We start from the raw sequence: 23,140 nt of genomic DNA on the forward strand, positions 1-23,140 counted from the left end.
TCCGTTGCCGGTCTGTCTGCGCAGCGTCAACGGTGGCACTCTTGCGCTCTTTCCCGTGGCCGGAGTGGACGCCATGACCTTGCCCAGCCGCCTGCAGCTGCCGCCCGGCCACTGGTCCAGCCTGCTCGATGGCCTGTGCGCGCGTTTCCCGCGCATCGACCGTGCGCAATGGCAGGACCGCTTCGCCCGAGGCCGCGTGCAGGATGCGCAGGGCAGGGCACTGGCGCCGGACATGCCTTGGCAGGTGGGGCTGGAAATCCAGTACTTCCGCGAGGTGGCCGACGAGCCGGTGATTCCCTTTGCCGAGACCATCCTGCATCTGGATGCGCACCTGCTGGTGGTCGACAAGCCGCACTTCCTGCCGGTGACGCCGGCCGGTGGGTATGTACGGGAAACCCTGCTGTCGCGCCTGGTCGCCCGCACCGGCAACACCGAGCTGGTGCCGCTGCACCGCTTGGACCGGCTGACCGCCGGCCTGGTGCTGTTTTCCACCCAGGCAGGCACGCGTGATGCCTACCAGCGGCTGTTCCGCGAGCGGCGCATCGGGAAGACCTACGAGGCGCTGGCACCGGCGCTGCCGGGGCTGGAGTTTCCGCTGCAGCGGGACAGTCGTCTGGTGCCGGGGGAGCCGTTCTTCCGCATGGCCGAAGTGCCGGGCGAGCCCAATGCCCGCAGCCGGATCGAGCTGATCGAGGCCGAGGGGCCGGTCTGGCGCTACCGGTTGCGGCCGGAAACCGGCCGCAAGCACCAGCTGCGCGTGCATATGGCGATGCTGGGCGCCCCCATCGAGGGCGATGACCTGTATCCGCAGCTGAGGCCGCGCCCGGATGAAACGGTCGAGTCACCCCTGCAGCTGCTGGCGCAGGGGCTGACCTTCGACGATCCATTGAGTGGGGAGCCCAGGCGGTTCAGCAGCCAGCGTCGCCTGTGCCTGCCCGGCCAGAGCGGGTAGGGTCGTTCAGCGAACCGGGCGTCGCGCCAGCCAGCGGTCCAGCTCGGCCGCGAACAGCTGCCGGTCGCGCGGGCCCAGCGGCGGTGGGCCCCCGGTCTGCACCCCGGCGCCGCGCAGCTCTTCCATGAAATTGCGCATCGACAGCCGCTCGGCCATGTTGTTCGGGGTGTACAGCTGGCCGCGTGGGTTCAGCGCCACCGCCTTCTTCTCCAGCACCAGAGCGGCCAGCGGGATGTCCTGGGTGACCACCAGGTCACCGGCGGCGACCCGCTCGACGATGGCGCTGTCGGCCACGTCCAGGCCCTGGGGGACCTGGATCGAGCGCAGCCAACGTGAGGGCGGGGTCCGGATCCACTGATTGGCGACCAGGGTCAGCTCGATCCCAACGCGTTCAGCGGCACGGAACAGGATGTCGCGAATGACGGTGGGGCAGGCGTCCGCGTCTACCCAGATGCGTGGGAGAGCGGGTTCAGCTTGGGTTTCAGCTTCAGTCATTTACCCAGTGTAGGGTAGGAAAATCCTGAATGGGGGCTCGGAGTTAGCCTCGATCGGCTGCCAGCCCTTGTCACGTCTAGCGGGCGGGGTCTGCCCATGAACGTCCGGGCTATCGCTTTTTGCAGAAAACACGCGTATCGTTCGTCCCACTGTGTTTGCTAGGGTCACCGTGAATCGTGGCCTGGTGCAGTTGATCTCACGATCCGCTCATCGATCCGCTTTACCAACGCCTGCAACTCAGTCTCGGCCCCGATACCCGGTGGCTGCGATTTTTTCAACATGTGTTTCAGGAGTTAGTCAAATGTCTGATCGTCAGACCGGCACCGTCAAGTGGTTCAACGACGCCAAGGGCTTCGGCTTCATCACCCCGGAAAGCGGCCCGGACCTGTTTGTGCACTTCCGTGCCATCCAGGGCACCGGCTTCAAGACCCTGCAGGAAGGCCAGAAGGTTACCTTCATCGCCGTCCAGGGTCAGAAGGGTATGCAGGCTGACCAGGTGCAGGCGGTCTAATCCGTCTGCTACCGTTTGGTAGCCAGAACGCCGGAAGCGAAAGCTTCCGGCGTTTTTTATTGCCCGTTGTTTTGTAGAGTCGAGCTTGCTCGACTGTCTCTGGAAAGCAGTCGAGCAAGCTCGACTCTACAAAAGGCATGCAGCTGGGCGGGCTAAGATCAGATGCATCCTCCCATCGCGGAACCGTCCATGCGCATCGTCCACCATCTGGAAAACTCCCGTTCCCTGCGCGTGCTGTGGATGCTGGAGGAGCTGGGGTTGGACTACGAGCTGCGTCGCTATCCGCGCGATCCGAAGACGCTGCTGGCGCCGCCGGAACTGCGCAACGTGCATCCGCTGGGCAAGTCGCCGGTATTGCAGGATGGTGAGCTGGTGCTGGCCGAATCCGGCGCCATCCTCGATTACCTTGCCGACCGCTACGACACCCAGCGCCAGCTGTCGCCGTCACCGATGCCGGCCGACGGAGCTGAACGCATCGCCTACCGCTACTGGCTGCACTATGCCGAAGGTTCGGCGATGCCGCCGCTGCTGCTGACCCTGGTGATCGGTCGCATCCGCAGCGCACCGATGCCGTTCTTCGCGCGCCCGATCGCACGCAGCATCGCCGACAAGGCCGAGCGCGGCTTCATCGGTCCGCAGCGGCGCCTGCACCTGGACTGGATGGAGCGCCGCCTGGCCGAAAGCCCGTGGTTTGCTGGCGAGCGCTTCAGTGCGGCCGACATCCAGATGAGCTTCCCGATCCAGGCCGCTGCCGCGCGCGGTGGTGGCCTCGACGACAAGCCGGCACTGCGTGGCTTCCTCAAGCGTATCGGTGAGCGCCCGGCCTACCAGCGTGCCGAGGCCCACGGCGGCCACCTGCAGGCGCTCAGCGGCAATTGAGGAGGGCGGCCGTCGCCCCCATCTTCAGCACCATGGATACCGACAGCCCCCGTTTCGACAACCGCCTGCTGCATACCCTGCCGGGCGACCCCGAATCCGGCCCGCGCAGGCGTGAAGTGCTGGGCGCGGCCTGGTCGCCAGTGATGCCGACCCCGGTGACGGCGCCCACACTGTTGGCCTGGGCGCCGGACGTGGCCGAAATGCTGGGCTTCGATACCGCTGAGGTCGAGAGCGAAGGCTTCGCCCGTGTATTCGGTGGCAACGCACTGTACGCAGGCATGCAGCCATGGGCGGCCAACTACGGTGGCCATCAGTTCGGCCATTGGGCCGGCCAGCTCGGCGACGGCCGTGCGATCTCGCTGGGTGAACTGGTCGCGCCGGATGGCCGCCACTGGGAGCTGCAGCTGAAGGGGGCCGGCCCCACGCCTTACTCGCGCGGCGCCGATGGGCGCGCAGTGCTGCGCTCGTCCATCCGCGAATTCCTGTGCAGCGAAGCGATGCACCATCTGGGGGTGCCGACCACGCGCGCGTTGTCGCTGGTCGGTACCGGCGACGACGTGGTGCGTGACATGTTCTACGACGGTCATCTGCGCGCCGAGCCTGGTGCCATCGTATGCCGGGTGTCGCCGTCGTTCCTGCGCTTCGGTTCGTTCGAGCTGCCTGCGTCGCGTGGTGAAACCGCCCTGCTGCAGCAGCTGGTCGATGCCTGCATCGTCCGTGATTTCCCCGAGCTGGAAGGGCAGGGCGAGGCGCTGTATGGCGACTGGTTTGCGCAGATCGCGGTGCGCACTGCCGAGATGATCGCGCACTGGATGCGCGTCGGCTTCGTGCATGGCGTGATGAACACCGACAACCTGTCCGTGCTCGGCCTCACGCTCGACTACGGTCCCTACGGCTGGGTCGAGGACTTCGACCCGGAGTGGACGCCGAACACCACCGACGCGCAGGGCCGCCGTTATCGCTTCGGTACCCAGCCGCAGGTGGCGTACTGGAATCTGAGCCGATTGGCCCAGGCGTTGTCGCCGTTGTTCGCCGATGTGGCGCCGCTGCAGGCCGGTCTGGCGGCCTACCAGTCCACCTTCGTGGCCTGCACCCGTCGCGATGCCGCAGCCAAGCTGGGCCTGGCCGCTGCCGACGATGACGACCTGCAGCTCTACCTGCGCTGGCCGCAGTTGATGCAGGACGGTGGCATGGACATGACCTTGGCCTGGCGCGCGCTGATGCGTATCGATCCGACGGCAGCGGATGCGACGGTTCTGGACGCGGTGTACTACGACGAGGCGCGCCAGCAGGCGGTGCAGGCTCCGTTGCAGCAGTGGCTGCAGGACTACGCGGCACGGTTGCAGGCCGATCCGCTGTCGGCCACTGAGCGCACGGCGAAGATGGCCGCGGCCAATCCGCTGTATGTGCTGCGCAACTGGCTGGCGCAGGAAGCCATCGATCGTGCAGAGCAGGGCGACCTCGGTGGCGTTCACGCACTGCAGGACGTGCTGCGTGATCCGTACACCGAGCGTGCCGGGCTGGAGCATTTCGCCGGCAAGCGCCCGGCCTGGGCCGACAACCGCGCCGGCTGCTCGATGCTGTCCTGCAGTTCCTGAGGGTGGGTTTCGGCAGGGCTGCGCCCTGCACCCGCAGAGGCCAGATCAAAAGCCAAGGCAAGAGCTGGCTTCCGTGGTTTGGCGGGGCGGTGTGGGGCTGCAGGACACGCCGTAAACCCGTCCATGGGGGCTCGATGGCGCCATCAATGGCGCCAACGGTCCTGCAGCCCCACACCGCCCCACCTCCGACAGATTCCCGTTGCTGTGGGTAGGTGTCGACCTTGGTCGACACGGTAGATCCACGCCATGCGTGGATGCTCTTCGTTCAATTTTCGAAATATTGGATTTCGATGAAGATTCATCCACGCATGGCGTGGATCTACAGAAAGCAATGCCCGACAGATCGCAGAAATCTGTCGAAGGCAGGGTGGGTCCGGTTGCGGGGGCGTGAGCCGCATGGGCCCGAGGCATGCCTCGGGCGGGTTGGGGAGGACGCCCAACCCCGGTCTTGCCATGTGCGCAGGACAGCGCACACGAGCAAGCGGCGACCGAGCTTACATGGACGTACTTGCAGCGTCCCCCGCAACCGGACCCACCCCGCCATCCCACAGGAAACTCGCTGTTGCCCTTGCTGTTGCTGTTGCTGTTGCCGTTGCCGTTGCCTTGGCTTGAAGCCTCTGCAGGTGCCGGGCGCAGCCCGGCCGATACCCCTCAACAGGCAGGCGACGCCCGGAACAGGTACCCTATGCCGCCATCAGATAGCCAACGTGACATGACCGACGCCATCGTCGCTCCGCAGTGGGCCTCCCGCCTGCGCGACATCGCCGACTTCCCCAAGCCCGGCATCCTCTTCAAGGACATCATGCCGCTGCTCGCCCATAGCGAGGACTTCCGCGGTGCCATCACCGCGATGGCCGACCGCTGGCGCGACCAGAAGCTGGACGCGGTGATCGGTATCGAATCGCGTGGGTTCATCCTCGGCGCCGCGATGGCGCTGGAACTGGGCGTCGGCTTCGTGCCGGTGCGCAAGCCGGGCAAGCTGCCGGGCCAGGTGCTGCGCGAGGAATACACGCTGGAATACCGCAGTGACTGCATCGAAGTGCACGCCGATGCGCTGCCGGCCGGTGCCCGCGTCGCAATCATCGACGACGTGCTGGCCACTGGCGGCACGCTGGTCGCCGCGTTGTCGCTGGTGCGCCGCCTGGGCGTTGACGTGGTCGGCGCCGGTGTACTGGTCGAACTCGACGGTCTCGGCGGCCGCGCGCGCTGGGAAGCGGATCTGCCGCTGTACACCGAACTGGTGTTCTGATCGAAGGGTGGGTGCCAACCAAGGTTGGCAACTACCGGCTCCAGGCCATTAGCTCTGGTAGTTGCCAACCTTGGTTGGCAGCGCTTTTCGCGATTGGTGCCATGGACGGGCCAACCAAGGTTGGCCACTACCAGGTCAGATCGTTGCCAACCGTGGTTGGCAACGCTGCTTCAATCACGTCATCCGCACGCGGAAACGACGGCCCTTGATCTTGCCGGCTTCCAGCTTGGCCACGGCCTTGTTGGCCTGCTCACGGGCGATCGCCACGTAGGAGCGGGTCGGGAAGATCGCGATCTTGCCGATGAACTTGCTCGACAGGCCGGCATCACCAGTCAGCGCACCGAGGATGTCGCCTGGGCGCAGCTTGTCGGTCTTGCCGCCGTCGATGCGCAGCGTGCGCATCGCGGCTTGCGGCAGTTCGGCCGGGCGCGAGGTTGCCAGCGGCGTCTTCTGCCAGTCCAGCGGCTGCCCCATCTGCGCTTCGATGGCTTCGGCGCGGGTCTTCTCGCGGCCGGCCACCAGGCTGATCGCCAGGCCGCTGGCACCGGCACGGCCGGTACGGCCCACGCGGTGCTGGTAGCTCTCCACGTCGGTCGGCAGCTCATAGTTGATTACCGCCGCCAGCTCTTCCACGTCCAGGCCGCGTGCGGCCACATCGCTGGCCACCAGTACGTTGCAGCTGCGGTTGGCCAGCAGCAACAACACTTCCTCGCGGTCGCGCTGCTCCATGTCGCCGTGCAGGGCCAGTGCGGAGAAGCCGAACTGCTGCAGTGAGTTGGCCACTTCGTCCACGTCCTTGCGGGTGTTGCAGAACACCACCGCCGATTCCGGCGTGTACTTCAGCAGCAGGCCAGCCAGCGCCTTCTGGCGGTGCGCCGGTTCCACCTCGCAGAACAGGTGGCGGATCGCCGGAGCCTGGTCGGCACCCTCCACGGTCACTTCCACTGCGTCGCGCAGCAGGTCACGCGCCATGGCGCGGATGCTGTCGGGGAAGGTGGCCGAGAACAGCAGGCTCTGGCGATCCTTGTGGGTGCGGCCGGCGATCTCGCGGATCGGCTCTTCGAAGCCCATGTCGAGCATGCGGTCGGCCTCATCCAGCACCAGCGTGCGCACCGCGCCCAGGTTCAGCGCACGCTTGCGTGCCAGTTCCTGCACGCGGCCGGGCGTGCCGACCACCACATGCGGATCGTGGCCTTCCAGCGATGCCAGCTGCGGGCCCAGCGGCACGCCGCCAACCAGCAGCAGCAGCTTCAGGTTGGGGATGCCGGTGGCCAGCTTGCGGATCTGCTTGCCGACCTGGTCGGCCAGTTCGCGGGTCGGGCACAGCACCAGCGCCTGCACACGGATCAGGCTGGGGTCGATGGCCTGCAGCAGGCCCAGGCCGAAGGCGGCGGTCTTGCCGCTGCCGGTCGGCGCCTGTGCGATCACATCGCGGCCATCCAGGATGGCCGGCAGGCTCTGCGCCTGCACGGGGGTGAGGGTGGTGTAGCCGAGGGCGTCCAGGCCGGGCTGCAGGGCCGGGCTCAGCGGCAGGGTCGAGAAGTCAGTCATGGCGCATTGTACCCGTCCGCGCGGCCGGCCCCGTCCTGGGGCCTTCATCCATGTGGGTGCCGACCTTGGTCGGCACGCTCCTGCTCAGCCCAGCACCGCCAGCACACCCTGGTGTATCGCCAGCCCGCCGAACAGCAGCCACGCAAACAGGATCAGCGCCAGCAGCAGCGGCTTCAGGCCTGCCTGGCGCAGCGCCGAGACGTGGGTGGTCAGGCCCAGCGCGGCCATCGCCATCGCCAGCAGCACGGTGTCCAGCTGCACCAGCCCCGCCTGCAGGCTGGCCGGCAGCAGATGCAGCGAGTTGAAACCGGCCACCGCCACGAAACCGAACGCGAACCACGGCACCACGATGCGCGCCTTGCTGCCGTCGGCGCCGGCCTTGCCGCCACGCGCCAGCCACAGCGACAGCGCGACCAGGAACGGCGCCAGCAGCATCACCCGCACCATCTTGGTGATCACTGCCGTATCAGCTGCCGCTTCGTTGACCGCGCGGCCGGCCGCCACCACCTGTGCCACTTCATGCACCGTCGCACCGGTGAACAGGCCGTACTGTCGCGCGTCCATCGCCAGCCAGCCGTGCGACTGCACCAGGGCATACAGCGCCGGGTACAGGAACATCGCCAGCGTGCCGAACACCACCACCGTCGACACGGCCACCGTGACCTGTGCCGCGCGGCCACGCACCACCGGTTCGGCGGCCATCACCGCTGCCGCGCCGCAGATCGCGCTGCCGGCACCGATCAGCATTGCCGCCTCACGCTCCATCTTGAACACACGCACGCCCAGCCAGCAGGCCAGGCCGAAGGTGCTGGCGACCACCAGCACGTCCATCAGCACGCCGCTGACGCCGACATGGCCGATGTCCTGGAAGGTCAGGCGCAGGCCGTACAGCACGATGCCGGCGCGTAGCAGCCAATGCTTGGAGAAACCGACGCCGGCCGCGCTGCTTGGCGCGAGCTGCGGGTAGAGGGTGTTGCCGACCACGATGCCGGCGACGATGGCGACGGTCAGTGCACTCAGGCCATGCGCCTGCAACCAGGGAAGCTCGGCCAGGTACAGCGACGCCGCCGCGATCAGGCCCACCAGCAGAAGGCCGGGCAGGCGCGGCTGCCAGCGTTGGCGCAGGGCGGGCAGGGACCAGGAGGAGAGAGCGGGGGCGTTCATGGCAGGGGCAGGGCTGGAGGGATGGGGCAAGCGTGCGCCTGCTTGATCGACCTGTAAAACGAATAATATGGGTGAAACCTACCTATCAAACGGGTAAATAGCATGCGCCTGACCTTGCGCCAGCTGCAGGTCTTCGTCGCCATCGCCGACCATGGCAGCACCACCGCCGCCGGCCAGGCCATCGCCCTTTCACAGTCGGCCAGCAGTGCCGCGCTGCAGGAACTGGAGGCGCACTTCGGTACCCCGCTGTTCGACCGCATCGGCCGCCGCCTGGCCCTGAATGGACATGGCCGCGCGCTGCTGGAGCCGGCGCGCACCCTGCTGGTCAACGCCGCCGATCTGGAGCGGCAGCTGGCCGCCGGCGGCGACCCGTCGCAGGGCGCACCGCTGCGGTTGGTGCTGGCCGCCAGCACCACCATCGGCAATTACCTGCTACCGCCGCGCATTGCCGAACTGCTGCGCCAGGCGCCGCAGGCGGAAGTCGACCTGCGCATCGACAACAGTGCCGGCGTGGTCGCCGCCGTGCAGCGACTGGACGTGGACGCCGGCCTGATCGAAGGCCCGTGCCACGAGCGCGGCCTGCAGGTCACGGCCTGGCAGCAGGACCCGCTGGTGATTGTGGCGGCCGCCGAGGCCCCCGCACGCTGGTCGCTGGATGAACTTCGCGGCGCACGCTGGCTGCTGCGCGAACCGGGCTCCGGCACCCGCGAAGCGGTGGAACAGGCGCTGCTGCCGCACCTGCGCGGCTTCGCCCAGACCCTGCAGCTGGGCAATACCGAAGCGATCAAGCAGGCCGCCATCGCCGGTCTTGGCCTGGCCTGTCTTTCCCGTCATGCGCTGGAAGAGCCGCTGGCCCTCGGTCGCCTGCGCGTGCTCGAGACTCCGCTGCCTCCGCTGCAGCGCACCCTGTGGCTGGTACGTCACCCCGGCAAGCAATGGCTGCCGGGGTTGCAGGCGTTGTTGGGGGAGGTGGGGTAGAGGTGCTTGGGGGCGATGAATCAGTGATCGAATACTGAAAGCTGCTTTGCCATCGTGATGCTGATGTATTGCCCGTCCGGAGTGATAGGGCTACGTAGACAGAGAGATTGGATTGAGTAATGAATTCATTGATGCCTGCGCTTGTCAGTCATTTCGGTTTGCCGGTTGAGCAAAGGCTCGCATTGGAAATCAGGAGTGGAGTTTTTGAATCATTCCGCCGGCCCTTGCGAAACCGGTGAGAGAGGCTCGATGAGGCCGATCTGGCTGCACATGGGGGCGAGGCGGTAAATTCCGATCGCAGCGTTGGACGGTCGAGGATGCTTGTTCTGCCACTCCAATGACGCGGCGGAGTCTCAAGCGGGCGCACTGCATGCGGCACGGAAGTCCTGCAATGGTTGAATGCGACAACAAGTGCCGCAAAGCGAACTTCCCTTGGAGAGGGGGGCGATGCAACCATGTTTCATCTATTCAGTTCAGCGTTTCAAGCGAGGCCATAGGTCGGTTTCCGTCTACGCGCGAGATGCGATGATGGTGGTGAAATGAAGGAAAATACGATGCACGCCCTGGCTGAGTCGATCCGCGGCAGTCAGCGGATGAAGAGCCTGATTCTCAGTGGTATGTGGGCGAGGGAAAGGAAGGTCATCCGGTTTAACCTTGTACACCTTACTTTCGAGCATCTGTCGCAAACGGCTATTCTTGAATATTTTGTCGATGATGAAGAATATCCGCAGGTTGCAATTACCTACAGTGAGCTGGCAGATGTGCTCAACGGCCTGTGTCAGGGCTGATTCGCCGCCAACGCCCGTCCGTCGGGCCAGTCCGTTCAAGGTGGGGGAGGCTGGCGGCGGTTCTTTAGGGGAGGTGGCGCAACCCCGGGGCCGTGGGCGTCCTCACCAGACCAGTAAGGAATCACGCGTGGTCAAGTCGAAGATAAGACTGGAGAGAAGGCGAAATGATGACGTTGCCTATCTGTACCTTCCGGCACATGCGGGAAAGGGCGACCCAGGCTCGGTCGCGAAGCACATTTCGTTGGGCTCGCTGATTGAGAACTATCGGGGCCCAGAAGTGCTTCTGGACTTTGACAAGGATGGCGAACTGGTTGGGCTGGAGTTCCTTCGTGTTAGCGAGACACTGGTCGATTGAGATGGTGGCGAAATGCACGGCGTTTTTATCTTGGGGCAATTGCCTGATGGGGGGGGGGGCTCCAGGTTCGCTGTTCAATGTGGACGTCCCGTGGCGATAGATGATCGAGAAATTCCCGGCCTGATCCCTGTGGAGGGGCGCGAGTATTGCTATGTCTCGGATGATGGGAGTGGTCGCTTCCATGGGAAGGGCCTCTTTCAAAAGTTGACTGACTACTCGAGTTCTTCTCTTCCCGAGAGTGGCGGAGCCATCACGGAGAACTGCAACCTACGGTTGCCTTCTGGAGAGCTTCTGCGTGGCTTGTCATACAAGGGGGATATTGATGGCTGGAGGAGGTACTTTGAGCAAGCGGCTGAGGCGCTGGGACTGTTCATCGGAAGAATGGTCGGCGGCAGGATTGTCCTGTCGGACGGGCGCATTTTTGATCTGTCGGACTGCAGGGCCGTGTTCTATTGATTCAGCGCGGTGCCACTGTGAGTCTGCGTTCTTCGCCAGGATTGAGCATGAAATCGCATAGTCTTTGGCACGTTTATTATTCGGGGGCGGATGTTGTCGATCAGAATGAGATGTGGCGCCAGAAGGCGACGGGGTCCCTCATCTGTCAGTCTTGCGGGAACTACATGCCCAATGATGTGTCAGGCGCCGACCTGATTGTTGATCAGCGAATCCCGAAGAGAGCCGACATGTTCTTCTCGGAATACGCTTCGCCGGTTATTGTTTCCACTAGGATCTTCTCTAGGATTTCAGCGGTATCCCGTGCGTTTTTCAACTTCGGAAGGGTGTGGCTCGCAGGAGATGGCGGTCCGCTGGAATCGCATCATGCACTTGTCGGAAAGCGCCCTTGGGTGACGCTCAAGGGAGACGAGCCTTCATATTTTGATGGACAACCATGGCTCGGGGCGGAAGATCGGGTATGTGTCGGATGTGGCGCGCGATTTGGTCATGGGCGTGGAGCGAAGTACATCGACTGTGCGGACGCCCCCATTAACTGCGTTTCATGGGCCGACTTTGGAGGCTTGTTGATGACAGAGTCCGCTATGGCGCTGTTGGCAGACATCTCTCTTGAAAGCGTGCGCACTGAGAGAGTGGAGATCCGTGGGAGTGAAAGATGAAGGCTGTTGACAGGATCTGCCTCGATCTCGGCTTGCCATCCGGTGATTCCTATACCCAGGATTGGGCATATGAGCTTTCTGATGAGTATCGGACCAGTGCATGGCTGGATCGATACATGGCGGCATATCGCACCGGCGGCTATCCACGGGATGTCAGGAATGAGTTGATGATCCTGGCGCTTGATGTGAGCAATGATCTGCTTTCCTCGGGCGCGAACCCTCAGGATCACAGCATCGCCGCTGTATTGGACGCGCTTGCCGCTGGCCTTTTGGAGCACCTCGATCTGATTGAGTACTGGGCGCTGGAGGGGGAACCGTTGGAGGACTGCTTTGCACTGACCCCAGAAGTCAGAAGGATCAAGGCCGCAGCCTGACCCGTCGCTTCATTGCCGCCAGTCGGGCCTGGCTGGGTAGTCGAGCAAGCTCGACTCTACCGGCCTAGCCTCCGCCAAGCGCGCCCGCCAACCCGTACAATAGGCGGATGCCTCTGATTACCCTACAGAACGTCGACTTCAGCGTCGGCGGCCCGTTGTTGCTGGAAAAGGCCGAACTGTCGATCGAGCCGGGCGAACGCATCGCCCTGATCGGCCGCAACGGCGCCGGCAAATCCACCCTGCTCAAGCTGCTGTCCGGCGACCACAAGCCCGATGACGGCGAAGTCCGCGTGCAGCAGGGCGTGCGTGTCACCCGCCTGGAGCAGGAAGTGCCGGACGGCGCCGCCGGTTCGGTGTTCGATGTCGTGGCCGATGGCCTCGGCGAACTGGGCCAGTGGCTGGCCGAGTTCCACCACCTCAGCCATGCCGAGGTGTTCGATGGCGAAGCGCTCGGCAACGTGCAGGCCAAGATCGACGCCGCCAACGGCTGGGGCCTGGACCAGCGCGTCAGCGAAACCCTGACCAAGCTCGACCTGGACGGCGAGGCCGAGTTCGGTCGTCTGTCCGGCGGTATGAAGCGCCGCGTGCTGCTGGCCCGCGCGCTGGTGTCCAGCCCCGACGTGCTGCTGCTGGACGAACCAACCAACCACCTGGACATCGAGGCCATCGACTGGCTCGAAGCGTTCCTGAAGGGCTGGAGCGGCAGCGTGGTGTTCGTCACCCATGACCGCCGCTTCCTGCGTGCACTGGCCACCCGCATCGTCGAGATCGACCGCGGCCAGGTCACCAGCTGGCCGGGCGACTGGGCCAACTACGAGCGCCGCCGCGAGGAACGCCTCAATGCGCAGGCGCAGGAAAACGCCCGCTTCGACAAGCTGCTGGCGCAGGAAGAAGTCTGGATCCGCCAGGGCATCAAGGCGCGCCGTACCCGCGATGAAGGCCGCGTACGTCGCCTGAAGGCGATGCGTACCGAACGCTCGCAGCGCCGCGACCTCAGCGGCAACGTCAAGATGGAAGCCGCGCAGGGCGTCAGCTCGGGCAAGAAGGTCATCGACGTCAAGGACATTTCGTTCGCCTTCGGCGAGCGCACCATGGTCCGTGACTTCAGCACCACCATCCTGCGCGGCGACCGCATCGGCCTGATCGGTCCCAACGGCAGCGGCAAGACCACGCTGCTGAAGCTGCTGCTGGGCGAATTGCAGCCGCAGAAGGGTGAAGTCAATCCCGGCACCAACCTGCAGATCGCCTATTTCGACCAGTACCGCGCGGTGCTGCGCGAAGACTGGAGCGCCATCGAGAACGTGGCCGAGGGCCGTGATTTCCTCGAATTCAACGGCAAGCGCAAGCATGTGCATGCCTACCTGCAGGACTTCATGTTCACGCCGGAGCGCGCGCGTGCGCCGATCACCCGCCTGTCTGGCGGTGAGCGCAACCGCCTGCTGCTGGCCAAGCTGTTCGCGCAGCCGTCCAACCTGCTGGTAATGGACGAACCGACCAACGACCTCGACGTGGAAACCCTGGAGCTGCTGGAAGAGCTGCTGGGCGAGTACACCGGCACGCTGCTGCTGGTCAGCCACGACCGTGACTTCATCGACAACGTGGTGACCTCCACGCTGGTGATGGAAGGCGACGGCGTGATCGGCGAGTACGTCGGCGGCTACAGCGACTGGCAGCGCTATGCGGCCAGCGTGGCTGCACTTGCCGCGGCCCCGGCAGCAGCCAAGCCGGCGGTTGCTGCACCGGCCGCCACGGCCGCTGCTCCGGCTGCGCCCAAGCGCAAGCTGGCCTACAAGGAAGCGCGCGAACTGGAGCAGCTGCCGAAGACCATCGAGAAGCTGGAAGGCGACGTCGAAGGGCTGACCTCGGCGATGAACGACCCGTCGTTCTACACCCGCAGCAGTGCCGAAGTAACCGCGCACACCCAGCAGCTGGCCAAGGTGCAGGCCGAGCTGGATGCCGCGTACGCGCGCTGGGAAGAGCTGGAAGGCTGAGCGCCTGCCACGGCCGTCTCGCCCGGCGGTCGGCTGTGGCTTTTGATCTGATTCCGCCTTGAAGCGAGCCGAGCACCGCAGGTCCGGCGAGGGCGAAGAGGCGCGGGTGTCTGAGCGTAGCGAGTTCCCGCGCCGTCCCTCGGTGGGCCGAGGAGCGCAGGGTGCCGGTGCGCAGCATCGGCTCGCGGACGGCGGAGCGTTTCTTTTGGTTACTTTTCTTTGCGCGCAAAGAAAAGTAACGCCCATGAACGCCTCAGATTGCAGCAGTCATGATCCGCGCAGCGTGGTCATTTAACCCCGTGCAGATCCCGCAGCTGGCTCGGCCGGCTGCCGAAATACGCCGCCAGATCAGCGATGTCCTGATCGCTCAGGTCCTTCGCCTGTGGCGTCATCAGCGCATGCTGGCGGTCACCGGCACGGTAGGCCTGCAGCGCATGCGCCAGGTAATCACCGTACTGCCCACCCAGCTTCGGGTAGGTCGCATCGATCGGCGCGTTGCCGTCGGCGCCGTGGCAGTCGATGCAGCTCTGGTTGGTGGCCTTGCTCTTCACCTTGGCGCGGGCTTCACCGGCGGCCTCGCGACCTGGTGGCAGGCCGGCGGAGGATGAAGAGCCGTGTTCGCCGCTGGCATGGCCCGGGTCGGCGGCGGATTTCTCGCTGTTTTCCACCTGCGACTGTGAACAGGCGGCCAGCAGCAGGGCAACGGACAGGGCGATGGCGTGACGCATCGGATGCGCGGCTTTCGACATGGGCGGGCCTTACTTGACGGTGGACAGGTAAACAGAGAGATCGGCGATCTCCTGTTCGCTGAAACTCATCGACTGCGCCTGCATCGTCGGATGCCTGCGCTTGCCCTGGCGGTACTCGGTCAGGGCCTGGGCCAGGTACTGCTGGGTCTGGCCGCCGATCTTCGGCACCCGGTAACTGGGGTAGGCGTTCTTGTAGCCGGTGATGCCATGGCACCCCTGGCAGGTGTAGGCCAGGACACGGCCATTGTCGAAGTTGCCGGTGGGGGCGGCAGGCGCCGGGGCAGCGGCGGGAGCCGGGGCCGGGGCAGGTGTGGCAGGTGCAGGAGCGGGCTGTGCGGCGGCCCCAAGGGGCAGGAGGACGGCCAGAGCGAGACAAGCGGCGAGCGGCTGCGGGCGCATGGTGTCGTTTCCGGGGATTCGGGTCTGGTCGTTCCGGCGTGGGGTACGGAACGCCCCGAGTATAGCCCCAGGTTTCATCTAGCTGAAATGGGGGGCGGGCCGACCAGTGGCACGAAGACACCATGACCTTTGGGATATGGTGTTGCCGTGAAGTGGTGCATTACTTTGCTACCACACCTGTCCACGCATCCTCCAGGGATCTGACGATGTCGCACTCAACCTTCCTGTCCGGCCGTCGCAGCGGAATCTGCGCTGCCGCACTGCTGATCTCCACCTCCCTGCTGCTGGGCGGTTGCGCTGCAGGGCCCAATTCCGAAGCCAAGGCCGCCGAGACCAAGGAGGAGAAGAAGGTCGATGCGGTCCCGGTCGAAGTGGCCGTGGCCAGCCACCGTGCCGTCGCGGCCAGCTACACCGGCACCGCTGCGCTGGAACCACGCGCCGAGTCGCAGGTGGTGGCCAAGACCTCCGGCGTGGCGCTGGCGGTGCTGGTCGAAGAAGGCCAGCGGGTCACTGCCGGCCAGCCACTGGTGCGTCTGGACCCGGACCGTGCTCGGCTGGCTGTGGCGCAGAGCGAAGCGCAGATGCGCAAGCTGGAAAACAACTACCAGCGCGCGCAGAAACTGGTGGGCCAGCAGATGGTCAGCGCCGCCGATGTCGACCAGCTGCGTTACGACCTGGAAAACGTCCGCGCGCAGTACCGCCTGGCCACGCTGGAGCTGTCCTACACCACCGTCGTGGCGCCGATCTCCGGCGTGATCGCCTCGCGCTCGATCAAGACCGGCAACTTCGTGCAGATCAACACGCCGATCTTCCGCATCGTCGACAACTCGTGGCTGGAAGCCACCCTCAACGTGCCCGAGCGCGAGCTGGCCACCCTGCGCGCCGGCCAGCCGGTGACGCTGGCTGCCGATGCGCTGCCGGGGCAGAGCTTCACCGGCACCGTCGACCGCATCGCACCGGTGGTGGATTCGGGCAGCGGTACGTTTCGCGTGGTCAGTGCCTTCGATGGCGCCGCGCACGCGTTGCAGCCCGGCATGTTCGGTCGCATCCGCATCGATTACGACCAGCGTGCCGATGCGCTGGTGGTGCCGCGCCTGGCGCTGCTCGACGATGGTGAGCCGGCGGTGTTCCGGGTGCGCGAAGGCAAGGTCGCACGCGTTCCGGTCAAGCTGGGTTACGCCGAGGGCCCGTGGGTGGAGATCCGTGATGGCCTGGCGGCCGGTGATCAGGTGGTCACCGCCGGCAAGGTCGCCCTGCGCGACGGCACCGCAGTGCAGGTGATCGCCGATCCGAAGGCAAAGGCGAAGACGGTCGCAGCGGCCGCCAAGCCGGCAGACAAGGCCGGGAGCAAGCAATGACCGCCCCGGGCCACGACCACGGTGCCTCGCCGGCGAGCGACGGCGCCGCCGCCAGCATGCGCGGCGGCCTGGTGGAATTCGCCACCCGCCGCCGCGTGACCATCGCCATGTGCACGGTCACCCTGTTGCTGTTTGGCCTGATCGCGCTGGGCAACCTCAAGGTCAACCTGCTGCCCGACCTGAGCTACCCGACGCTGACCGTGCGCACCGAGTACACCGGTTCGGCGCCGACCGAAATCGAAACCCTGATCACCCAGCCGGTTGAAGAAGCGGTCGGCGTGGTCAAGAACCTGCGCAAGCTGAAGTCGGTCTCGCGCACCGGCCAGAGCGATGTAGTGCTGGAGTTCGCCTGGGGCACCAACATGGACCAGGCCAGCCTGGAGGTGCGCGACAAGATGGAAGCGCTGAACCTGCCGCTGGAGGCCAAGGCCCCGGTGCTGCTGCGCTTCAATCCGTCCACCGAGCCGATCATGCGCCTGGTGCTGTCGAACAAGGTGGCGCCGACCAGCGATGCCGATGCGGTCCGTGAGCTGACCGGCCTGCGCCGCTATGCCGATGAAGACCTGAAGAAGAAGCTGGAGCCGGTCAGCGGCGTGGCGGCGGTCAAGGTCGGTGGCGGCCTCGAGGACGAGATCCAGGTCGACATCGACCAGCAGAAGCTGGCCCAGTTGAACCTGCCGATCGACACCGTCATCAAGCGCCTGAAGGACGAGAACATCAACATCTCCGGCGGCCGCCTGGAGGAGGGCTCGCAGCGCTTCCTGGTGCGCACCGTCAACCAGTTCGCCGATCTGGAGGAGATCCGCAACCTGCTGGTCACCACCCAGGCGTCGAACGGCAGCGCGGCCGACTCGGCGTTGCAGCAGATGTTCAACATCGCCGCGTCGACCGGTTCGGCGGCAGCCATCGCGGCGGCATCGGCGGCGCAGAGCGCATCGTCCGGCGGTGGTTCCAGCGTGGTCGCCAACGGTGTGCCGGTGCGCCTGAAGGACGTGGCCACCGTGCGTCAGGGCTACAAGGAGCGCGAAGCGGTGATCCGCCTGGGCGGCAAGGAATCGGTCGAACTGGCGATCTACAAAGAAGGCGACGCCAATACCGTGTCCACCGCCGAAGCGCTGCGCAAGCGCCTGGAGCAGATCAAGGGCACGTTCCCGTCCGACGTCGAGATGACCACCATCGAGGACCAGTCGCGCTTCATCGAGCACGCCATCGCCGACGTCAAGAAGGATGCGGTGATCGGTGGCCTGCTGGCGATCCTGATCATCTTCCTGTTCCTGCGTGATGGCCTGGAGCACGTTCGTGATCAGCCTGTCGCTGCCGGTCTCGATCATCGCCACGTTCTTCTTCATGGGCCAGCTCGGCCTGAGCTTGAACGTGATGTCGCTGGGCGGTCTGGCACTGGCCACCGGCCTGGTGGTGGATGACTCGATCGTGGTGCTGGAGAGCATCGCCAAGGCCCGCGAGCGTGGCCTGGGCATTCTGCAGGCCGCCATCGTCGGTACCCGCGAAGTGAGCATGGCGGTGGTCGCCTCCACCTTGACCACCATCGCGGTGTTCTTGCCGCTGGTGTTCGTCGATGGCATCGCTGGCCAGCTGTTCCGCGACCAGGCGTTGACCGTGGCGATCGCCATCGCGATCTCGCTGCTGGTGTCGATGACCCTGATCCCGATGCTGAGCTCGCTGAAGGGACGGCCGCCGCTGGCGTTCCCGGAAGAAGCGCCGAACGAACCGTGGCAACCGCAGAACCACTGGCAGAAGCCGGTGGCGCTGGGCCGTCGTGGCGCCGTGGCGACTGCGCGCTGGAGCTTCTACGCGCTGGCGTGGCTGGTCGTGCGGGCGTGGCGTGGCGTGGTGGCGGTGGTCGGCCCGGTGATGCGCAAGGCCAGCGATCTGGCGATGAAGCCCTACGCCGGCGCCGAGCGTGGCTACCTGCGCCTGCTGCCGAGCGCACTGGCGCACCCGGGCAAGGTGCTGGGCGTGGCCTCGATCATCTTCGTGGCGACCATGGCGCTGGTGCCGATGCTCGGTGCCGACCTGATTCCGCAGCTGGCGCAGGACCGTTTCGAGATGACGGTGAAGCTGCCGGCCGGTACGCCGCTGAAGCAGACCGATGCACTGGTGCGCGAGCTGCAGCTGGCACACGGCAAGGGCGAAGGCGTGGCGTCGCTGTACGGTGTCAGCGGCAGCGGCACCCGCCTGGATGCCAGCCCCACCGAGAGCGGCGAGAACATCGGCAAGCTGACCGTGGTGATGGAAGGCGGTGGCAATGCACGCACCGAGGCCGAGATCACCGAGCGCCTGCGTGACACCATGGGCCAGCATCCGGGGGCACAGGTCGACTTCGCGCGGCCGGCGTTGTTCAGCTTCTCCACGCCGCTGGAAATCGAGCTGCGCGGGCAGGACATGGCCACGCTGGAAGTGGCCGGCCAGCGCCTGGCGGCGATGCTGCGCGGCAACGTGCACTACGCCGACGTGAAGTCGACGGTGGAAGAAGGCTTCCCGGAAATCCAGATCCGCTTCGATCAGGAACGCGCCGGTGCGCTCGGCCTGACCACCCGCCAGATCGCCGACGTGGTGGTGAAGAAGGTCCGCGGTGATGTCGCCACCCGCTACAGCTTCCGTGACCGCAAGATCGACGTGCTGGTGCGTGCGCAGGAGGGCGACCGCGCCAGCGTGGAGAGCATCCGCCGGCTGATCGTCAACCCGGGCAGCACCCGTCCGGTCACGCTGGACGCGGTGGCCGAGGTGATTGCCACCACCGGCCCCAGTGAGATCCACCGTGCCGACCAGACCCGGGTGGCGGTGGTGTCGGCCAACCTGCGCGACATCGACCTCGGCGCGGCCATGCGCGAAGTGCAGCAGATGGTCGCCGAGCAGCCGCTGGGTGCGGGTGTCGGCCTGCACATCGGTGGCCAGGGTGAGGAGCTGGCGCAGGCGGCGAAGTCGTTGATCTTCGCCTTCGGCCTGGCGATCTTCCTGGTCTACCTGGTGATGGCCTCGCAGTTCGAATCGCTGCTGCACCCGTTCGTGATCCTGTTCACCATCCCGCTGGCGCTGGTCGGTGCGATCCTGGCGCTGATGCTGACCGGCAAGCCCATCTCGGTGGTGGTGTTCATCGGCCTGATCCTTCTGGTCGGCCTGGTCACCAAGAACGCGATCATCCTGATCGACAAGGTCAACCAGCTGCGCGAGGCCGGCGTGGCCAAGCACGAGGCGCTGGTGGAAGGCGCGCGCTCGCGCCTGCGGCCGATCATCATGACCACGCTGTGCACGCTGTTCGGCTTCCTGCCGTTGGCGGTGGCGATGGGTGAGGGCGCTGAAGTGCGCGCGCCAATGGCGATCACCGTGATCGGCGGCCTGCTGGTGTCGACCCTGCTGACCCTGCTGGTGATCCCGGTGGTGTACGACCTGATGGACCGTCGTGGCGATGCGTATTACCGCGAACGTGGCCGCAAGCATGCCGGTGAGATCGAGCCGGGTGCAGTGGGCAGTGCGGCGGGTACGGAGGAACCGGCATGAGTGTTGCCGAGTTCTCCATCCGCCGCCCGGTCACCACCATCATGTGTTTCGTGTCACTGGTGGTGATCGGCCTGATCGCTTCGTTCCGGCTGCCGCTGGAAGCGCTGCCGGACATCTCCGCGCCGTTCCTGTTCGTGCAGATCCCGTACACCGGTTCGACGCCGGAGGAAGTGGAGCGGACCATCATCCGCCCGGTGGAGGAATCGCTGGCGACGATGACCGGCATCAAGCGCATGCGCTCGTCGGCCACCTCCGAAGCGGCGCTGATCTTCATCGAGTTCAGCGACTGGGACCGCGACATCGCCATCGCCGCCTCCGATGCACGCGAGCGCATCGATGCGATCCGCAGCGACCTGCCCGATGACCTGCAGCGCTACAACGTGTTCAAGTGGTCCAGCAGCGACCAGCCGGTGCTGAAGGTGCGCCTGGCCAGCACCACCGACCTGACCACCGCCTATGACATGCTCGACCGCGAGTTCAAGCGGCGCATCGAGCGCATTCCCGGCGTGGCCCGTGTCGACATCACCGGTGCGCCGCCGAACGAGGTGGAGATCGCCATCGATCCGAACCGCCTCAACGCGCACGGCCTGAGCATCAATGAACTGAGCGAGCGCCTGCGCACGCTGAATTTCTCGATCTCGGCCGGGCAGATCGACGACAACGGCCAGCGCGTGCGCGTGCAGCCAGTGGGTGAGATCACCGACCTGCAGGAAATGCGCGATCTGGTGATCAACGCCAAGGGCCTGCGCCTGGGCGATATAGCCGACGTGCGCCTGAAACCGGCGCGGATGAACTACGGGCGGCGCCTGGACGGCAACCCGGCGGTCGGCCTGGACATCTTCAAGGAGCGCAGTGCCAATCTGGTGGAGGTGTCGCGCGCGGCACTGGCCGAGGTTGAATCCATCCGTGCCGAAGCGTCGATGCGCGACGTGCAGATCAAGGTGATCGACAACCAGGGCAAGGCGGTGACCTCCTCGCTGCTGGAACTGGCCGAAGCCGGTGCGGTCGGCCTGATCCTGTCGATCACGGTGCTGTTCTTCTTCCTGCGCCATTGGCCGTCCACGCTGATGGTGACCCTGGCCATTCCGATCTGCTTCACCATCACCCTGGGCTTCATGTACTTCGTCGGGGTGACGCTGAACATCCTGACCATGATGGGCCTGCTGCTGGCGGTGGGCATGCTGGTCGACAACGCCGTGGTGGTGGTGGAGAGCATCTACCAGGAGCGCGAGCGCATGCCGGGGCAGCCGCAGCTGGCCTCGATCATCGGCACCCGCAACGTGGCCATCGCGCTCAGCGCCGGTACGCTGTGCCACTGTATCGTGTTCGTGCCGAACCTGTTCGGCGAGACCAACAACATCAGCATCTTCATGGCACAGATCGCGATCACCATCTCGGTCTCGCTGCTGGCCTCGTGGCTGGTCGCGGTCAGCCTGATCCCGATGCTGTCCGCGCGCATGGCCACGCCGAAGCTGGTGCACTCGCAGACCGGCGTGATCGCGCGCCTGCAGCGGCGCTACGCGACACTGCTGGACTGGTCGCTGCGCCATCGCGGCTGGAGCCTGCTCGGCATCGTGCTGGTGGTGCTGGTCAGCCTGGTGCCGATGAAGCTGACCAAGGTCGACATGTTCGGTGGTGACGGCGGCAAGGACATCTTCATCGGCTACATGTGGAAGGGCGCCTACACCTACCGGCAGATGTCCGAGGAAGTGGCGCGGGTGGAGAACTGGATCGACGCCAACCGCGAGCGCCTGCACGTGAAGCAGGTGTATTCCTGGTACAGCGAGCAGGAAGGCAGCTCCACCGTGGTCACCCTGGACGAAAAGTACGCCAAGGACATCAAGGCGCTGCAGGAAGAGCTGCGCAAGGGCCTGCCGAAGTCGGCCCGCACCGACTACTTCGTTGGCAACCAGGGCGGTGATGGCGGCGGTGGCGGCAACCAGGGCGTGCAGGTGCAGCTGGTCGGCGACTCCAGTTCGATGCTGCAGGAGATCGGCCAGGAAGTGGTGCCGCTGCTGGCCCAGCGCGCCGAGCTGCGCGATGTGCGCATCGACAACGGCGAAAAGGGTGGTGAACTGAAGGTGCGCGTCGACCGCGAGCGTGCGGCGGCGTTCGGCTTCAATGCCGAACAGGTAGCCAGCTTCGTCGGCCTGGCGCTGCGCGGTGCACCGATGCGCGAGTTCCGCCGCGGCGACAACGAAGTGCCGGTATGGGTGCGCTTCGCCGGTGCCGAGCAGAGCAGCCCGGAAGACCTGGCCGGTTTCAGCGTGCGCACCGGCGATGGCCGCAGCGTGCCACTGCTGAGCCTGGTCACCGTCGACGTTGGTTCGTCAGCCACCCAGATCGGACGCACCAACCGCCAGACCACGCTGACCATCAAGGCCAACCTGGCCGAGAAGGTCACCGCGCCGGATGGCCGCAAGGCGATGGAGTCGGTGCTCAAGCCGATGAACTTCCCGGCCGGCTATGGCTTCACCTTCGATGGCGGTGACTACGGCAACGACGACGAAGCGATGCAGCAGATGGTGTTCAACCTGCTGATCGCGCTGGTAATGATCTACGTGGTGATGGCGGCGGTGTTCGAGTCGCTGCTGTTCCCGGCGGCGATCATGAGTGGCGTGCTGTTCTCGATCTTCGGTGTGTTCTGGCTGTTCTGGATCACCGGCACCTCGTTCGGGATCATGTCCTTCATCGGCATCCTGGTGCTGATGGGTGTGGTGGTGAACAACGGCATCGTGATGATCGAGCACATCAACAACCTGCGGCGCGGCGGCATGGGACGCACCCAGGCGCTGGTGGAGGGCTCACGCGAGCGATTGCGGCCAATCATGATGACCATGGGCACGGCGATCCTGGCGATGGTGCCGATCTCGCTGACCAGTACGCAGATGTTCGGCAACGGCCCGGAGTACGCGCCGATGGCGCGCGCGATTGCCGGCGGCCTGGCGTTCTCGACCGTGGTCAGCCTGCTGTTCCTGCCGACGATCTATGCAGTGCTGGATGACCTGCGCAGTGCGGTCACGCGACTGATCCGCCGCGCCCGCGGTCTGGAGATCGTGCCGGGTACCCCGGTGTAGTGGTCGAGCTTGCTCGACCGTAATGCGCGCCAACGTGTTGT

Annotated in this window: 19 protein-coding genes and 1 pseudogene; 15 read left to right on the forward strand and 5 right to left on the reverse strand. The window is 65.6% G+C overall.

Annotation, left to right across the window (positions count from 1 at the left end):
- Positions 1 to 73 precede the first annotated feature (73 nt).
- Positions 74 to 952, forward strand: a complete 879-nt coding sequence (locus ACSYS9_RS08995; protein ID WP_071228980.1) for a pseudouridine synthase — start codon at positions 74 to 76, stop codon at positions 950 to 952.
- A gap of 6 nt (positions 953 to 958) precedes the next feature.
- Here the strand turns inward: ACSYS9_RS08995 and ACSYS9_RS09000 are convergent, their stop codons facing one another.
- Positions 959 to 1,447 (reverse strand): YaiI/YqxD family protein, encoded by a 489-nt coding sequence (locus ACSYS9_RS09000; protein WP_010484520.1) that lies wholly within the window; start codon positions 1,445 to 1,447, stop codon positions 959 to 961.
- 301 nt (positions 1,448 to 1,748) lie between these two features.
- On the opposite strand from ACSYS9_RS09000, the gene ACSYS9_RS09005 reads away from it, so the two are divergent.
- The 4 genes from ACSYS9_RS09005 to ACSYS9_RS09020 all read left to right on the forward strand — a co-directional run bounded on the left by ACSYS9_RS09005 (position 1,749) and on the right by ACSYS9_RS09020 (position 5,684).
- Positions 1,749 to 1,958 carry a cold-shock protein gene (locus tag ACSYS9_RS09005; RefSeq protein WP_004153307.1) on the forward strand — a complete coding sequence of 70 codons (210 nt, stop codon included), beginning with the start codon at positions 1,749 to 1,751 and terminating at the stop codon, positions 1,956 to 1,958.
- 189 nt (positions 1,959 to 2,147) lie between these two features.
- Positions 2,148 to 2,837 (forward strand): glutathione S-transferase family protein, encoded by a 690-nt coding sequence (locus ACSYS9_RS09010; RefSeq protein WP_049461212.1) that lies wholly within the window; start codon positions 2,148 to 2,150, stop codon positions 2,835 to 2,837.
- A gap of 32 nt (positions 2,838 to 2,869) precedes the next feature.
- Entirely contained in the window at positions 2,870 to 4,435 is a 1,566-nt protein-coding gene (locus ACSYS9_RS09015) for a protein adenylyltransferase SelO (RefSeq protein ID WP_071228979.1), read from the forward strand.
- Positions 4,436 to 5,147: 712 nt separating this feature from the next.
- Positions 5,148 to 5,684 carry an adenine phosphoribosyltransferase gene (locus tag ACSYS9_RS09020; RefSeq protein WP_071228978.1) on the forward strand — a complete coding sequence of 179 codons (537 nt, stop codon included), beginning with the start codon at positions 5,148 to 5,150 and terminating at the stop codon, positions 5,682 to 5,684.
- Between the two features lie 174 nt (positions 5,685 to 5,858).
- Here the strand turns inward: ACSYS9_RS09020 and dbpA are convergent, their stop codons facing one another.
- Both dbpA and ACSYS9_RS09030 read right to left on the reverse strand, forming a co-directional pair.
- On the reverse strand, positions 5,859 to 7,235 hold the full coding sequence (gene dbpA, locus ACSYS9_RS09025; protein ID WP_071228977.1) for an ATP-dependent RNA helicase DbpA: 1,377 nt from the start codon (positions 7,233 to 7,235) through the stop codon (positions 5,859 to 5,861).
- Positions 7,236 to 7,319: 84 nt separating this feature from the next.
- Positions 7,320 to 8,399: a YeiH family protein gene (locus tag ACSYS9_RS09030; RefSeq protein ID WP_071228976.1), complete on the reverse strand. Its 1,080-nt coding sequence runs from the start codon at positions 8,397 to 8,399 to the stop codon at positions 7,320 to 7,322.
- A gap of 102 nt (positions 8,400 to 8,501) precedes the next feature.
- Between ACSYS9_RS09030 and ACSYS9_RS09035 the strand changes: the two genes are divergently transcribed.
- From ACSYS9_RS09035 to ACSYS9_RS09065, 7 genes are all read left to right on the forward strand, one after another.
- Complete coding sequence (locus ACSYS9_RS09035; RefSeq protein WP_071228975.1) at positions 8,502 to 9,377, forward strand: LysR family transcriptional regulator; 876 nt, start codon at positions 8,502 to 8,504, stop codon at positions 9,375 to 9,377.
- A gap of 554 nt (positions 9,378 to 9,931) precedes the next feature.
- Positions 9,932 to 10,165, forward strand: a complete 234-nt coding sequence (locus ACSYS9_RS09040; RefSeq protein WP_218141874.1) for a hypothetical protein — start codon at positions 9,932 to 9,934, stop codon at positions 10,163 to 10,165.
- Between the two features lie 127 nt (positions 10,166 to 10,292).
- Positions 10,293 to 10,520 (forward strand): DUF2283 domain-containing protein, encoded by a 228-nt coding sequence (locus tag ACSYS9_RS09045; RefSeq protein WP_071228973.1) that lies wholly within the window; start codon positions 10,293 to 10,295, stop codon positions 10,518 to 10,520.
- A gap of 90 nt (positions 10,521 to 10,610) precedes the next feature.
- On the forward strand, positions 10,611 to 10,976 hold the full coding sequence (locus tag ACSYS9_RS09050; RefSeq protein ID WP_081352340.1) for a hypothetical protein: 366 nt from the start codon (positions 10,611 to 10,613) through the stop codon (positions 10,974 to 10,976).
- A 47-nt stretch (positions 10,977 to 11,023) separates the two neighbouring features.
- On the forward strand, positions 11,024 to 11,632 hold the full coding sequence (locus ACSYS9_RS09055; RefSeq protein ID WP_143048237.1) for a hypothetical protein: 609 nt from the start codon (positions 11,024 to 11,026) through the stop codon (positions 11,630 to 11,632).
- Positions 11,629 to 12,006 carry a hypothetical protein gene (locus tag ACSYS9_RS09060; protein ID WP_071228971.1) on the forward strand — a complete coding sequence of 126 codons (378 nt, stop codon included), beginning with the start codon at positions 11,629 to 11,631 and terminating at the stop codon, positions 12,004 to 12,006. Before ACSYS9_RS09055 ends, ACSYS9_RS09060 begins: the two co-directional genes overlap by 4 nt.
- Positions 12,007 to 12,113: 107 nt before the next feature.
- Positions 12,114 to 13,997 (forward strand): ATP-binding cassette domain-containing protein, encoded by a 1,884-nt coding sequence (locus ACSYS9_RS09065; RefSeq protein WP_071228970.1) that lies wholly within the window; start codon positions 12,114 to 12,116, stop codon positions 13,995 to 13,997.
- 287 nt (positions 13,998 to 14,284) lie between these two features.
- Here ACSYS9_RS09065 and ACSYS9_RS09070 read toward each other — a convergent pair whose 3' ends face one another.
- Both ACSYS9_RS09070 and ACSYS9_RS09075 read right to left on the reverse strand, forming a co-directional pair.
- Positions 14,285 to 14,746, reverse strand: coding sequence for a c-type cytochrome (locus tag ACSYS9_RS09070; protein ID WP_006361215.1), 462 nt, complete (start codon positions 14,744 to 14,746; stop codon positions 14,285 to 14,287).
- A 9-nt stretch (positions 14,747 to 14,755) separates the two neighbouring features.
- A complete protein-coding gene (locus ACSYS9_RS09075) occupies positions 14,756 to 15,145 on the reverse strand; it encodes a c-type cytochrome (protein ID WP_005413034.1) in 390 nt (129 codons plus the stop codon).
- Positions 15,146 to 15,351: 206 nt separating this feature from the next.
- Between ACSYS9_RS09075 and ACSYS9_RS09080 the strand changes: the two genes are divergently transcribed.
- The 3 genes and pseudogenes from ACSYS9_RS09080 to ACSYS9_RS09090 all read left to right on the forward strand — a co-directional run bounded on the left by ACSYS9_RS09080 (position 15,352) and on the right by ACSYS9_RS09090 (position 23,099).
- Entirely contained in the window at positions 15,352 to 16,503 is a 1,152-nt protein-coding gene (locus ACSYS9_RS09080; protein ID WP_071228969.1) for an efflux RND transporter periplasmic adaptor subunit, read from the forward strand.
- Positions 16,500 to 20,022 (forward strand): annotated as a pseudogene (locus ACSYS9_RS09085) (efflux RND transporter permease subunit). Before ACSYS9_RS09080 ends, ACSYS9_RS09085 begins: the two are co-directional and overlap by 4 nt.
- Entirely contained in the window at positions 20,019 to 23,099 is a 3,081-nt protein-coding gene (locus ACSYS9_RS09090) for an efflux RND transporter permease subunit (RefSeq protein ID WP_071228967.1), read from the forward strand. Before ACSYS9_RS09085 ends, ACSYS9_RS09090 begins: the two are co-directional and overlap by 4 nt.
- Positions 23,100 to 23,140 lie beyond the last annotated feature (41 nt).

It is taken from the genome of Stenotrophomonas sp. STK17_22 (genome assembly GCF_051983905.1).
GTDB classification, from domain to species: domain Bacteria; phylum Pseudomonadota; class Gammaproteobacteria; order Xanthomonadales; family Xanthomonadaceae; genus Stenotrophomonas; species Stenotrophomonas maltophilia_A.

Excerpts from the sequence above, each read along its gene's own strand:
- ACSYS9_RS08995 (WP_071228980.1), top strand. The coding sequence starts at position 74 with ATGACCTTGCCCAGCCGCCTGCAGCTGCCGCCCGGCCACTGGTCCAGC.
- ACSYS9_RS09000 (WP_010484520.1), bottom strand. The coding sequence starts at position 1,447 with ATGACTGAAGCTGAAACCCAAGCTGAACCCGCTCTCCCACGCATCTGG.
- ACSYS9_RS09005 (WP_004153307.1), top strand. The coding sequence starts at position 1,749 with ATGTCTGATCGTCAGACCGGCACCGTCAAGTGGTTCAACGACGCCAAG.
- ACSYS9_RS09010 (WP_049461212.1), top strand. The coding sequence starts at position 2,148 with ATGCGCATCGTCCACCATCTGGAAAACTCCCGTTCCCTGCGCGTGCTG.
- ACSYS9_RS09015 (WP_071228979.1), top strand. The coding sequence starts at position 2,870 with ATGGATACCGACAGCCCCCGTTTCGACAACCGCCTGCTGCATACCCTG.
- ACSYS9_RS09020 (WP_071228978.1), top strand. The coding sequence starts at position 5,148 with ATGACCGACGCCATCGTCGCTCCGCAGTGGGCCTCCCGCCTGCGCGAC.
- dbpA (WP_071228977.1), bottom strand. The coding sequence starts at position 7,235 with ATGACTGACTTCTCGACCCTGCCGCTGAGCCCGGCCCTGCAGCCCGGC.
- ACSYS9_RS09030 (WP_071228976.1), bottom strand. The coding sequence starts at position 8,399 with ATGAACGCCCCCGCTCTCTCCTCCTGGTCCCTGCCCGCCCTGCGCCAA.
- ACSYS9_RS09035 (WP_071228975.1), top strand. The coding sequence starts at position 8,502 with ATGCGCCTGACCTTGCGCCAGCTGCAGGTCTTCGTCGCCATCGCCGAC.
- ACSYS9_RS09040 (WP_218141874.1), top strand. The coding sequence starts at position 9,932 with ATGCACGCCCTGGCTGAGTCGATCCGCGGCAGTCAGCGGATGAAGAGC.
- ACSYS9_RS09055 (WP_143048237.1), top strand. The coding sequence starts at position 11,024 with ATGAAATCGCATAGTCTTTGGCACGTTTATTATTCGGGGGCGGATGTT.
- ACSYS9_RS09060 (WP_071228971.1), top strand. The coding sequence starts at position 11,629 with ATGAAGGCTGTTGACAGGATCTGCCTCGATCTCGGCTTGCCATCCGGT.
- ACSYS9_RS09065 (WP_071228970.1), top strand. The coding sequence starts at position 12,114 with ATGCCTCTGATTACCCTACAGAACGTCGACTTCAGCGTCGGCGGCCCG.
- ACSYS9_RS09070 (WP_006361215.1), bottom strand. The coding sequence starts at position 14,746 with ATGTCGAAAGCCGCGCATCCGATGCGTCACGCCATCGCCCTGTCCGTT.
- ACSYS9_RS09075 (WP_005413034.1), bottom strand. The coding sequence starts at position 15,145 with ATGCGCCCGCAGCCGCTCGCCGCTTGTCTCGCTCTGGCCGTCCTCCTG.
- ACSYS9_RS09080 (WP_071228969.1), top strand. The coding sequence starts at position 15,352 with ATGTCGCACTCAACCTTCCTGTCCGGCCGTCGCAGCGGAATCTGCGCT.
- ACSYS9_RS09090 (WP_071228967.1), top strand. The coding sequence starts at position 20,019 with ATGAGTGTTGCCGAGTTCTCCATCCGCCGCCCGGTCACCACCATCATG.